Genomic DNA, 12,410 nt, shown 5'->3' on the forward strand with positions numbered 1-12,410 from the left:
GAAAATCTCTCCTTAGAATAATGGTTTTCCGGTCATTTCAACCGGTTGTGGAATACCTAACATTTTCAACATTGTCGGTGCCAAGTCTGCCAGAATACCGTCTGTACGCAGCACTACATCTGGATTCGTGACGATGACAGGTACAGGATTCGTCGTGTGCGCTGTCATCGGTTGTCCCCCGATGGTAGTGACTTCATCTGCATTACCGTGATCCGCTGTGATGATAGCCGATCCGCCTTTTGCAGATAAGGCGTCAATGATTCGGCCTAAACACGTATCGACCGTTTCAATTGCTTTAACAGTTGGCTCTAGCATTCCGCTATGGCCGACCATATCCGGGTTCGCGAAGTTCAGGATGATCGCATCTTGTCGCTCTGCTTCGATTTCCGCAATTAACGCATCCGTCACTTCGTATGCGCTCATTTCCGGTTTCAAATCGTACGTCGCGACTTTTGGCGAATTGATCAAAATGCGGGTTTCCCCTTCAAATGTCTCTTCGCGTCCACCACTCATAAAGAACGTCACATGCGGATACTTTTCTGTTTCCGCAATACGCAACTGACGCTTGCCTTGGTCTTCTAACACTTCACCGATAGTTTTAGTTAGGTTGACATTATGAAATACAATGTCTGCTACTACATCATCATTATAATGCGTAAAGCCGACAAAATGTAAGTCCGTAAAATTTTTCACGCCTCGATCGAAGCCATCAAAGTCCGGTTGCGTGATCGCACGTGACATTTGAATCGCACGGTCTGGACGGAAATTGAAGAAAACGACTGCATCTCCGTTTTCGATCGTCGCTACCGGTTTGCCATCTTGTTGAATGACAAACGGCTCGACAAACTCATCATGTATTTCTTCGGCATACGAAGCGCGGACTCCTTCTTCTGCTGAATCACAATGAGGTCCAATTCCGTAGACCATGGCATCATATGTTTTCTGTACGCGTTCCCAGCGCTTGTCGCGGTCCATCGCAAAGTATCTGCCGGACACTGTTGCGATCTGGCCGACACCGACTTCTTCCATTACATCTTCTGTCCGTTTAATGTAAGGAAGAGCCGTCGTCGGTCCCACGTCGCGTCCATCAAGGAATGCATGCAAGTAGACACGTTCTACGCCATGTTCTTTCGCCATTTTTAATAAAGCGAATAAATGCTCATAATGACTGTGCACGCCACCGTCTGATAGCAGTCCCATCACGTGAAGTGCAGAGCCTTTCGTTTTGACATGCGCCATCGTTTCCAGCAATGTCGCGTTCTCAAAGAACTCGCCTTCACGAATCGACTTGTTGATGCGCGTCAAGCTCTGATAGACGATACGTCCCGCACCAATATTTAAGTGACCTACTTCAGAGTTCCCCATTTGTCCTTCTGGTAACCCTACTGCTTCTCCACACGCCGTCAACGTTGCGTGAGGATAGTTCTCCCACAGCAAATCAAAGTTCGGAATGTTGGCGTGTGCTACCGCGTTGCCGTACGTTTCATCTCGTAAGCCGAAGCCATCCAAGATAATTAACGCGACCGGTTTATTCCCCATGAGTTCCAGCCTCCACTAATTTTACGAATGCTGTCGGATCAAGACTTGCTCCTCCAACTAACGCACCGTCAATATTGTCCTTGCTGAGTAATTCAGTAATGTTTTCTGGCTTTACACTGCCACCGTATTGAATACGGATGGCATTGGCTACGTCTGCTGTATACAATGTTTCCACTTTATGACGGATCGCTGCACATACTTCATTGGCATCGTCGGCTGTTGCGGTTTTGCCCGTGCCGATCGCCCAGATAGGTTCGTACGCAATGACAGCTTGTTTCGCTTGTTCCGCTGTCACGTCTAGAAACGCTTTTTCTACTTGTGCTGAGACAATCGAAACCGTTTCAAGTGCTTCGCGTTGTTCTAACGATTCTCCTACACACACGATGGGTACGAGGTGATGGTTGAACGCTGCGAGTACTTTTTTATTTACGGTATCGTCCGTTTCATTGAAATACTGACGACGTTCGGAATGTCCAAGAATGACATACTGTACGCCTAAGTCTTCGAGCATAGCCGGGCTGATTTCGCCCGTGAATGCTCCTTCGTCGGTATCATGCATCGTTTGAGCGCCTACTTTGATCGCAGTCGCCTCAAAACGTTGTAGTAAATCGTTCAGATACAATGCCGGTGGGCAAATGACTGCTTCGACTCGATCTGATGCCGTGAGTTGTTCTTTAATGTGTTCCGCAAAATCTGCAGCTTCACCAGATAATTTAAACATTTTCCAGTTACCCGCGATGATTCGTTTTCGCAAAAGAATTCCTCCTTATTCTCGATCTTGTAGCACAGCGACGCCCGGTAATTCTTTGCCTTCCATGAATTCGAGTGACGCGCCGCCACCTGTAGATACATGATCCATTTGATCCGCTACTTCAAACTTTTCTACTGCCGCTGCGGAGTCTCCTCCACCAATCACGGTATAAGCAGTCGTTTCTGCCATTGCGTCCGCCACAGTTTTCGTTCCGTTTGCGAATGATTCCATTTCGAATACACCCATCGGTCCGTTCCAAATGACAAACTTCGAGTCTTTAATGACTTGCTCATAACGCGCTGCTGTTTCCGGTCCGATATCTAGACCCATCCAACCTTCTGTAATCGCATCGACTGCAACCGTTCGTGTTTCTGCATCCGCTGCAAACTGATTCGCCACGACTGCATCTGTCGGCAAGTATAGATTCACGGCCTTTTGCTTCGCCTTTTCAATGAACGACTTCGCCAATTCTACTTTATCTTCTTCTACTAATGAATCTCCCGTTTCGTGACCTTGTGCGCGTGTGAATGTATACGACAATCCGCCACCAATCAACAAGTTATCTACTTTATCCAGTAAATTGTCAATTACGCCGATTTTGTCTTTTACTTTCGCACCGCCAATAATTGCTGTGAACGGACGATCCGGATGAGACAAGGCTTTTCCGAGAACATCTAATTCTTTCTCAAGCAGGAAGCCTAGAACGCCTGGTATGTACTCTGCAATGCCTGCAGTGGAAGAATGTGCGCGGTGCGCTGTTCCGAATGCATCATTGACAAAGACGTCTGCAAGAGCAGCAAATTGCTTCGATAATTCCGCGTCATTCTTCTCTTCGCCTGGATTAAAGCGAACGTTTTCCAGCAAGATCACGTCGCCGTCTTTCATGTCTGCAATCGCTTTTTCTACTTCTTCACCGATCGATGAATCGAGTTTCTTCACAGGTTTACCAAGAAGCTCAGACAATTGATTGCCAGCAGGTGTCAAGCGCATGTCTTCCTTCACTTCACCTTTAGGTCGTCCTAAATGGCTAGCTAAAATAACCTTTGCCCCTGCGTTCGTCATATAGTTAATTGTTGGTAAAGCTGCTTTAATGCGTGTATCATCCGTTACCTTTCCATCTTCCATCGGTACGTTGAAATCCACGCGACAAAATACGCGTTGGCCCTTCAATTGAATATCTCTGATCGTCTTTTTCATGTTCATTCCGTAAATCCTCCTTGGCTTCAATACAAAAAGAGGAACGGGGTTCTCCGTTCCTCTCACCCATATTTATTCATTATAATCGGTTACATGTGGAATGGCTACGATTTATAACAGAATTGATGGTTTTATCGAATTATAGGCCTTGTTCGTTCATATATCGTGCAAGGTCGATACAACGAGCGGAGTAACCAGATTCATTATCATACCAAGAAACGACTTTCACCATATTATCTTCCATCACCATAGTAGACAAACCATCTACTGTGGAAGAAGCTGTGTTGCCATTGTAGTCAACAGATACTAATGGTAAGTCACTGAAGAACAGCAGTCCTTTTAAATCGCCTTCAGCTGCTTTCTTGAATGCTTGGTTTACCTCTTCTACTGTGACGTCTTTTTCTAATTCCGTCACAAAGTCCACAAGTGAAACGTTTGGAGTTGGCACGCGTACAGCCATTCCATCTAGTTTTCCTTTCAGTTCAGGAATTACTTTTGTTACAGCAGAAGCCGCACCCGTCGTCGTCGGAATCATCGATACACCCGCCGCACGCGCACGTCGGTAATCGGAATGTGGTAGATCGAGAATCTTCTGGTCGTTCGTATACGAGTGAATGGTTGTCATCATACCGCGCTTAATGCCGAATGAATCGTTCAACACTTTTACGACAGGCGCTAAACAGTTCGTCGTACAAGACGCGTTCGACACGATGTGATCATTCGCCGCGTCATACGTTCCTTCATTAACCCCCATTACAAGCGTCGTCATATCGCCTTGCGCTGGAGCCGACAAAATGACTTTCTTCGCGCCTGCATCGAGGTGCTTTTGTAATCCTTCTTTTGAGCGGAAGACACCTGTACAATCGATGACGATATCTACGCCTAGGTCTTTCCACGGTAGGTTCGCAGGATCTTTTTCTGCAAACACGCTAATCTTTTTATCATTTACACTGATTGAAGACTCATCTGATTGCACATCTGCGTCGAAAATGCCGTGTACGGAATCATATTTCAATAAATGAGCCAACATCGCAGCATCCGCTAAATCATTGATGGCCACGACTTCCATATCTTCTGTTGCAAATGCTTCGCGAAGTACCAATCGTCCAATTCGTCCAAATCCATTAATCGCTATTTTCACTGCCATACTAAATCGCCTCCGTTAAAGTAGTTGTATCATTTCGCCTTCTAGGCATGGTCTCTGCATTTTTACATAAGCGACAGCATATTCTGTGCTGCCCCTTCATCTGTTATCAAAATAGTTTGGGACGGTGCACTCGCCAAATACGATAGCAGTGCTTCCGCTTTACTCGCTCCGCCAGCTACTGTGAACACGAGCGGCACGTCTTGCAATTGCTCCATTTGAATCCCAACTGTTCTGATCCGATGGACAATCTCACCTTGCTGATTGAAATAAAAGCCGAATGCTTCCCCTTTTGCTTGCTGATCCCGTAGAATTTGTTGTTCTTCTTCGGAAGAGTTTCGCAATACAGCCATCTTCGTCGCATCCCCGACACCGTGTATGACGCAATCGGTGCGACTATATAGCGCCAACATCTCTTTTGCAGCAGGCTCATGCTGGAATACCGCATGCGCTTCTTCACTTAGAGTATCTGGATAATAAAATGCTTTATACGTGGCTTGACACGATTCTGCAAACGAAGCAGCAATCATATTCGCCTGCAACCCCACTTCTTCTCCAACGCCACCTCTTGCTGCAATGAATTGCACATTCGGCAATTCATCTTGCTGCATAAACGATGGAATCGCGGCTACTGAACTGCCACCAGTTACAGCGACAATTTCATTGCCCTTAATGCGCGAACGAAATTGTTTCGCCGCTTGCATACCGAGTAGCTTTTTCGTCAAAGCTGAGTCATCAGAATTCCCTTCCACCACATGTACTTTCAGAATACCGAGACGCTCCGCCAACTCATTCGCAAGTTGTCGTCTACCCGATTTCTCTTCCATCGTATCATGCAATACAAAGAGCACTTCTATACCTTTTTTAGTAGTCGATACGCCTTCTTTCGCAATATGCACCAATTCTTGTTCTTTCATTAAATCAAGCATCGTACGTGTTTCCCTTTCGGAAAAGCCGGACATAGAACTAAGTGTTCGTCTGCCGACAGGCCCCGACGCCTTAATCAGTTTCAACATCTGATAGCGTTGCTCGATCAACAGCGGAAGTTCAGGTACAAGTGCGAGTTGCGCTTCGTAAAATGTTAAGTTCACTCACATCACTCTTTTCGGGTGGGTTATATTTGGTCCCCATTGATTATTCTTGTCCCACCTAGTGTAAAAAAATACTATACATGAAGTATAGCATGTTCAGAAACGAAACACAATAAGAAAGCGTTTTCACTGTTCAATTAATTCCAAAACATCGATATAGCTGATATTTCCGTATGCCAACACCTGTCCTTCGTGCTCAATAACCGGGATCATCAGCATGTATTTCTCATGGATTTCGTCATCTTCTTCTATATTAATTGTCTGCCACTCGAGTGGATAGTCTTCTGCGACTAAATGAAGCATTCGTTCCGCTTCTTCGCATAGCTCACAGTTAGGTTTTGTGTAAAATTGAATTTTCATTGGTGGATCACCTCGTTTTTACTTATGATGGCATGGAATGGGTTGTTTTTCTAGGGATTTGCATTTTTTTGTGGAGGTTTGGGTGGTTGGGTTATGAGCGGTTGGCGTGGGAGTATGAGCGGTTACGGGGTTGCATAGAGCGGATAGCGTGGAACTATGAGCGGTTGGGGGGCGCGATAGAGCGGATCACGCTGTTTATAGAGCGCTAGCGAAGCGACATTGAGCGGATAGCGTGATTCATTGAGCGCCCCCGCCGCAGTAACTGCGTAAAGTTAGATGGCGCGACAGATACAATGTGAGGAAATACACTGTCATACCGCGGACTTAGAGCGGATGCGGGGTTTAATAGAGCGGACAACTTGGAATTATGAGCGGTTGGGGAGCGCGATAGAGCGGATCACACTGCTTATAGAGCGCTAGCGAAGCGACATTGAGCGGATAGCGTGATACATTGAGCGCCCCCGCCACAGTAACTGCGTAAAGATTAGATAGCGCGACAGATACAATGCGGGAAAACAAACTATCATGCCGCGGGATTAGAGCGGATACAGGGTTGCATAGAGCGGACAAAATGGAATTATGAGCGGATGTAGGTCGCGATAGAGCGAATCACGCTACGTATAGAGCGGTAGCGAAGCGACATTGAGCGGATAGCGCGATACATTGAGCGCCTCCCCCGCCACAGTAACTGCGTAAAGATTAGATAGCGCGACAGATACAATGCGGGAAAACAAACTATCATGCCGCGCGATTAGAGCGGATACAGGGTTGCATAGAGCGGACAAAATGGTATTATGAGCGATTACGGATCCCGATAGAGCGAATCACGCTACGTATAGAGCGATAGCGGACCGACATTGAGCGGATAGCACGATACATTGAGCGCCTTCCCCCACCACAGTAACTGCGCAAAGATAAATAGCGCGGTAGATACAATGGAGGAAGATGAGCTGTCATACCGCGAAACTTCATAAAGTACTCAACCTAAAAAAAGTGACAATAACTCAAAATTCGAGTCATTGTCACTTTCCTGCGAAGCAAGCCATTACCAACTTCGGCCTGCTCCGCCTCCACCACCGGAACCACCGCCGCCGAAGCCTCCAAAGCCTCCGCCGCTACTTCCACCTCCGAAGCCGCCGCCACCGGAGCCAGGGAAGAATATCGGTCCCACGCTAGATCGGCCACGTGGACCACCGCCTCCGCCTCTTCCTCCGCCGCCGAAAAAGACGCGGAAGAGTATATAGAGAACGATAATCACGAAAATAAATGATGGCATGCCTACATCTTCTTCACCTTGCTCGGGGTATACGACTGGCAACTCATCGCCTTCTAGTCCGTATTCTGCAGCTATTTCATTATAGAATGCTTTGTACGCTTCCATAATCGCGAGGTCTGGTTGTTCTTGCCTTAAATAAGGCATCGCTAATTCATCAATATAACGTCCTACTTTACCGTCCGGGAGCGCTCCTTCCAAACCGTAGCCGGTCGTTAAATAAAATTTGCGCTTTATACCTGCCGCTTCATCTTTTTCTGTGGAAACGACGAGCAATGCGCCGTTGTCCATTTCCTTATCGCCTAATTGTAATTCACGAAGCACCCGAAGCGCATAGTCCTCAACCGGTTCGCCTTCAAGTGAATAGACTGTACGAACAGCGAGTTCTGCTTTCGTTGCCGCTTGCAGGCGCATGCCGTATTCTTCGAGCTCTGCTTCTTGCGTAGGTGATAGAATATCTGCATCATCCACGACCACATCTGTAATTGCATGGACGGTCGTAGTACCAGTAAGGGCCACTAGTACGGCTACGATGAACATGCAGACGCGGTTCATCACTTCGCGTCATCCCCAAAATCGACTGATGGCGGTTGTTGCGCCCCTTCGACCGCTTTGAAGTATTCTTTTTCGTCGAAACCGAAGATCGAAGCGACGATTTTACCTGGGAATCGTTTAACGGTTCTGTTAAAAACCGACACGACGTCGTTATAATCTTTACGTGCAACGGCGATACGATTTTCTGTACCTGCTAGTTCATCCATTAACTGTTGGAAGTTTTGGTTCGCTTTTAGGTCGGGATAATTTTCCACTACTACTAATAAACGACTTAACGCGCTCGATAGTTCTGAATCAGCTGCTGCTAGTTCTTCAGGACCTTGTGCCCCGGCCATTTTACTACGAGCGTTCGCAATGTTTTCAAGCACCTCTTTTTCATGTGAGGCATACCCTTTCACCGTATTGACTAAATTCGGAATTAAATCTACTCTACGTTGTAATTGCGTTTCGATCTGCGCGTACGACTGGTCGACATCTTCTTCTAAGTTCACTAACTTGTTGTAAGAAGGGACGATCATAATCGCCGCGATAATTACTAACACGATAATGGCTATAAGCGGGCCAGCAAGTTTCTTCATCGATCACTACTCCTCTCGTCATCTCATTAGTATGTACTTACCCTACTTCTTTCACTCACCAAACTTCCCATAGCGATATTTTTAACGTGAGTTATTGGGTCTATGTCCAGTTTACTTCCTATATATAAGCATAAACTACATACAATATGACACATCTATTCGATTCAATGTGCTTCTAGATAAAATCCGCGACAATATTTTTCAATAACTACTTTACAGATATTTTAGAGTAAGCTATACTATTGAAAGTTGCACTAGGGAAACAATATAGTCCTAATCATGCATTAGAGTTGCATAAGGGAAACTATTGTTTTATATTATTACTTATAAAAAAACTATACTGCTACTTGATTAAAATAAAAGTTGTATTCCTTTTATCTGAAAGTTGCACTGAGGAAAGAAAAGAGGAGGAAACTAGTTGATAGATCCGATCACGGTCAATAATATAAGTGTTTCGTATGACGGTAATGAAGTTGTAAAAGATGTTTCATTTTCATTTGGGGCTGGTAGTTTGATCGGTGTGCTCGGACCCAATGGTGCGGGCAAATCAACATTGATGAAAGCTATGCTTGGCTTAATTCATAAAGATCATGGGGATGTGAAATTCGGTAGTAAAACGGTGGATTCTATGCGTAAGCAGATCGCTTATGTTCCTCAGCGTTCAAATATCGATTGGAACTTCCCGATCATTGTAAAAGATACGGTCTTGCTTGGGACGTATCCTAAAGTCGGCTTGCTAAGACGTCCGCGTAAAGCAGATAAAGAATGGGCGATGGAGTGTTTAAAGCAAGTAGGTATGGAAAGCTTCGCCGACCGCCAAATTGGTGAACTGTCAGGCGGCCAGCAGCAACGAGTGTTCCTTGCACGTGCGCTAGCCCAAAAAGCAGATTACTTCTTTCTGGATGAACCATTCGTTGGAATTGACGTATCCAGTGAAGAAATCATTATTGGGATTTTACGCGAAATGCGAGCGGCTGGCAAAGTGATTTTCGTCGTTCACCATGACTTATCAAAAGTAAAAAAATATTTCGATGGGTTGGTTCTCATTAATAAAGAGTTAATTGATGCAGGCCCGACTAGTAAAGTATTCCAGTCAGACAATATGGCGAAAGCATATAACCGTGAATTTATGATCGACGGCTTGGAGGTTTCTATGTAATGGAGTTTATTCAAGACTTAATGACGTACAGTTTCTTACAGAAAGCATTGATTACGTCGGTCATGGTCGGCATCATTTGCGGAGTCATTGGTAGTTTCATCGTTCTTCGTGGTATGGCATTGATGGGCGATGCGATTTCCCACGCGGTTCTACCAGGTGTTGCCATCTCTTATATGCTTGGAATTAATTATTTCTACGGCGCAGTATTTACGGGTGTTCTGACAGCATTCAGTATCGGTGCCATCTCTCAAAATAGTCGAATCAAAAATGACTCTTCTATCGGGATTGTGTTTTCAGCGTTTTTCGCTCTCGGGATTATTTTAATCACACAAGCAAAAAGCGCGACAGACTTAACGCAGATTTTATTCGGTAATGTGTTGTCTGTCCGCAGTTCTGATATGTGGCTGACGTTGATTATCGGTGCCATCGTTATTTTAGTCGTTGTGTTGTTCTTTAAAGAACTTCTCGTTTCTAGTTTTGACGAAACAATGGCTGCGGCTTACGGTTTGAAAACGCGTCTAATTCACTACGCGATTATGTTTTTATTGACATTGGTTACAGTCGCTTCATTACAAACTGTTGGCGTGATTCTCGTTGTCTCTTTATTGATCACACCTGCTTCCACAGCGTATCTGTTAACGAATCGCTTATCGATCATGGTCGTATTGGCAGCATTTTTCGGTGCTGTATCTTCCATCACCGGCCTGTATTTCAGTTTCTTGTACAACATGCCATCCGGACCCGTGATTGCCTTAGCCGCGACAGCCATTTTCGTCCTGGCATTTTTATTCTCACCTAAGCAAGGCGTTGTCGTTGGTATGTTCCGCAAGAAAATGAAACGTAAATCGATTTCAAGCGTAACCGAGTAAGGGATCAACCGCTACGGCGGTACTATAAATTCATTAACCATAAAGGAGTAGAATGTATTACATGAAAAACTTAGCAAAATGGCTAACCTTGTCATTGCTCGCTGTGTTTATGTTGGCGGCATGCGGTAATGACGATGAAGGCACAAAGACAGAAGGTACGGGCGACGGTGACAAAGTAGCCGAAACCGGCGACAAGCTAAAAGTGGTTACGTCATTTACTATCATTGCGGATATGGCACGTGAAATCGGTGGGGACTACGTTGACGTGTATAACTTAGTACCAACGGGAACGGATCCTCACGAATATGAGCCGGTACCAAATGATATTAAAGCCGCAACTGACGCAGACGTATTATTTTACAACGGGTTAAACCTGGAAGGTGGAGAAAAGGGTTGGTTCTTCAAAATGATGGATTCCGTTGGACAAAAAGACGAAAACATTTATAGCTTGACTGAAGAAGTTGAACCGAAGTATACCGGTGGAGAAGACGGCACAGATGAGGAAATTAACCCACACGCGTTTATCGATCCAGCTGTTGGCGTGAAGATGGCTGAAGCTATGCGGGATGTATTGATTGACAAACACCCGACAGATGGCGACAAGATCAAAGAGCAAGGCGACAAGTACGTACAACGTCTACAAGAGCTCGATGATGACTTCGCAGAGCGTCTTTCTACAATACCTGAAGAAAACCGCGTGCTCATAACAAGTGAACGTGCATTCCAATACTTGAATGACCACTATGGCTTGAAAGAAGCGTTTATCTGGGAAATTGATACAGAAGAAAATGGTTCTCCTAAACAAATCAAGGAACTCATTGGCTTTATCAAAGAACATAAAGTACCTGTGTTATTCGTGGAATCTAACGTAGATCCTCGCCCAATGGAAACTGTCTCCAATGAGACTGGCGTTCCGATTGCCGAAAAGCCGATCTACTCCGACGAAATCGGTAATCCTGGTGACGAAGTTGATACGTATGTAAAATACTTGAACTATAATATGGATCTCATTCATGATGAGTTGAGTAAAGAGCGATAAAGGTCTTGGTCAACTAACTTGAGACAAAAAGGAAGCCGCATTCCCCTGCGGCTTCCTTTTTCTTGTTATCGACTATTCATAAAACGTCCCAAGAAGTCTTGCAGTCGCTCACTTTCCGGATGTAACAGTATCTCCGAAGGCGGTCCCTCTTCTTCAATGACTCCTTGATTCAAGAATACGACACGATCTGCAATGTCGAGTGCGAAATCCATTTCGTGCGTGACCAGGATCATCGCCATCTCTCCTTCTTTCGCTAGATCCCGAATGACTTCTAGCACTTCTCCGACGAGTTCAGGATCCAGTGCGGATGTTACTTCGTCAAACAGCATCACCTGCGGACGCATCATCAATGCACGCGCCATCGCGACACGCTGTTTTTGACCACCTGATAATTGTGCGGGGAACAATTCGATTTTGTCGCCAAGCCCCACTTTTTCTAGCATCTCTACTGCTGTAGCTTTCACTTCCGCTTTGCTTTCATTTTTGACGAGAACAGGGGCCAGCATACAGTTCTCGAGAATCGACATATGCGGGAACAAATTAAAGTGCTGGAATACCATGCCGATATCCCCACGGATAGAACGTAAATGTTTTTCATCCGCCGTGACCCATTCCCCTTTTTTCTGCATCATCCACAAGTTGTTTCCATTGACTTCAATCGCGCCTGAAGTAGGTTCTTCGAGTGTCATTAGCATGCGGATAATCGTTGTCTTACCAGAACCACTAGGTCCAATGAGCGCAACTTTCTCAGAAGGCTTAATGTCTAGGTCAATTCCTTTTAATACTTCCGTCTTACCAAACGATTTGTGCACATCTTTATATTGTACGATCGGTTCCACGATCTGATCCTCTCCT

At 45.4% G+C, this 12,410-nt stretch carries 12 protein-coding genes; 3 read left to right on the forward strand and 9 right to left on the reverse strand.

The genetic code is table 11. The features are described 5' to 3' along the window. Positions 1-12: 12 nt before the first annotated feature. The 8 genes from gpmI to SporoP17a_RS05330 form a co-directional block, all read right to left on the reverse strand. Positions 13-1,539, reverse strand: a complete 1,527-nt coding sequence (gene gpmI / locus SporoP17a_RS05295; RefSeq protein WP_083033352.1) for a 2,3-bisphosphoglycerate-independent phosphoglycerate mutase — start codon at positions 1,537-1,539, stop codon at positions 13-15. Further along, positions 1,529-2,293 carry a triose-phosphate isomerase gene (gene tpiA, locus SporoP17a_RS05300; protein ID WP_083033355.1) on the reverse strand — a complete coding sequence of 255 codons (765 nt, stop codon included), beginning with the start codon at positions 2,291-2,293 and terminating at the stop codon, positions 1,529-1,531. Before tpiA ends, gpmI begins: the two co-directional genes overlap by 11 nt. Before the next feature lie 12 nt (positions 2,294-2,305). Further along, the gene (locus tag SporoP17a_RS05305; RefSeq protein ID WP_083033357.1) at positions 2,306-3,493 is read right to left on the reverse strand and encodes a phosphoglycerate kinase; all 1,188 of its coding nucleotides are present in this window, start codon (positions 3,491-3,493) and stop codon (positions 2,306-2,308) included. 133 nt (positions 3,494-3,626) lie between these two features. Beyond that, positions 3,627-4,634 (reverse strand): type I glyceraldehyde-3-phosphate dehydrogenase, encoded by a 1,008-nt coding sequence (gap, locus tag SporoP17a_RS05310; RefSeq protein WP_083033359.1) that lies wholly within the window; start codon positions 4,632-4,634, stop codon positions 3,627-3,629. 62 nt (positions 4,635-4,696) lie between these two features. Further along, positions 4,697-5,722 (reverse strand): sugar-binding transcriptional regulator, encoded by a 1,026-nt coding sequence (locus SporoP17a_RS05315; RefSeq protein WP_083033362.1) that lies wholly within the window; start codon positions 5,720-5,722, stop codon positions 4,697-4,699. Positions 5,723-5,848: 126 nt separating this feature from the next. Next, a complete protein-coding gene (locus tag SporoP17a_RS05320; RefSeq protein ID WP_083033365.1) occupies positions 5,849-6,082 on the reverse strand; it encodes a glutaredoxin family protein in 234 nt (77 codons plus the stop codon). 1,045 nt (positions 6,083-7,127) lie between these two features. Continuing rightward, entirely contained in the window at positions 7,128-7,910 is a 783-nt protein-coding gene (locus SporoP17a_RS17185) for a TPM domain-containing protein (RefSeq protein WP_083033368.1), read from the reverse strand. Beyond that, positions 7,910-8,488 (reverse strand): LemA family protein, encoded by a 579-nt coding sequence (locus SporoP17a_RS05330; protein WP_083033370.1) that lies wholly within the window; start codon positions 8,486-8,488, stop codon positions 7,910-7,912. Before SporoP17a_RS05330 ends, SporoP17a_RS17185 begins: the two co-directional genes overlap by 1 nt. 418 nt (positions 8,489-8,906) lie before the next feature. On the opposite strand from SporoP17a_RS05330, the gene SporoP17a_RS05335 reads away from it, so the two are divergent. From SporoP17a_RS05335 to SporoP17a_RS05345, 3 genes are all read left to right on the forward strand, one after another. After that, entirely contained in the window at positions 8,907-9,647 is a 741-nt protein-coding gene (locus tag SporoP17a_RS05335) for a metal ABC transporter ATP-binding protein (RefSeq protein ID WP_083033372.1), read from the forward strand. Beyond that, on the forward strand, positions 9,647-10,516 hold the full coding sequence (locus SporoP17a_RS05340) for a metal ABC transporter permease (protein ID WP_083033374.1): 870 nt from the start codon (positions 9,647-9,649) through the stop codon (positions 10,514-10,516). The genes SporoP17a_RS05335 and SporoP17a_RS05340 overlap by 1 nt, the downstream gene beginning before the upstream one ends. Before the next feature lie 61 nt (positions 10,517-10,577). Then, positions 10,578-11,555, forward strand: a complete 978-nt coding sequence (locus SporoP17a_RS05345; protein ID WP_167693385.1) for a metal ABC transporter solute-binding protein, Zn/Mn family — start codon at positions 10,578-10,580, stop codon at positions 11,553-11,555. 65 nt (positions 11,556-11,620) lie between these two features. Here the strand turns inward: SporoP17a_RS05345 and ehuA are convergent, their stop codons facing one another. After that, positions 11,621-12,397 carry an ectoine/hydroxyectoine ABC transporter ATP-binding protein EhuA gene (ehuA, locus tag SporoP17a_RS05350; RefSeq protein ID WP_083033378.1) on the reverse strand — a complete coding sequence of 259 codons (777 nt, stop codon included), beginning with the start codon at positions 12,395-12,397 and terminating at the stop codon, positions 11,621-11,623. Positions 12,398-12,410: the final 13 nt, after the last annotated feature.

Source organism: Sporosarcina ureae, assembly GCF_002082015.1.
In the GTDB taxonomy this organism is placed as follows: domain Bacteria; phylum Bacillota; class Bacilli; order Bacillales_A; family Planococcaceae; genus Sporosarcina; species Sporosarcina ureae_A.

Excerpts from the sequence above, each read along its gene's own strand:
- SporoP17a_RS05320 (WP_083033365.1), bottom strand. The coding sequence starts at position 6,082 with ATGAAAATTCAATTTTACACAAAACCTAACTGTGAGCTATGCGAAGAA.
- SporoP17a_RS05330 (WP_083033370.1), bottom strand. The coding sequence starts at position 8,488 with ATGAAGAAACTTGCTGGCCCGCTTATAGCCATTATCGTGTTAGTAATT.
- SporoP17a_RS05345 (WP_167693385.1), top strand. The coding sequence starts at position 10,578 with ATGAAAAACTTAGCAAAATGGCTAACCTTGTCATTGCTCGCTGTGTTT.
- SporoP17a_RS17185 (WP_083033368.1), bottom strand. The coding sequence starts at position 7,910 with ATGAACCGCGTCTGCATGTTCATCGTAGCCGTACTAGTGGCCCTTACT.
- SporoP17a_RS05305 (WP_083033357.1), bottom strand. The coding sequence starts at position 3,493 with ATGAACATGAAAAAGACGATCAGAGATATTCAATTGAAGGGCCAACGC.
- gpmI (WP_083033352.1), bottom strand. The coding sequence starts at position 1,539 with ATGGGGAATAAACCGGTCGCGTTAATTATCTTGGATGGCTTCGGCTTA.
- gap (WP_083033359.1), bottom strand. The coding sequence starts at position 4,634 with ATGGCAGTGAAAATAGCGATTAATGGATTTGGACGAATTGGACGATTG.
- SporoP17a_RS05340 (WP_083033374.1), top strand. The coding sequence starts at position 9,647 with ATGGAGTTTATTCAAGACTTAATGACGTACAGTTTCTTACAGAAAGCA.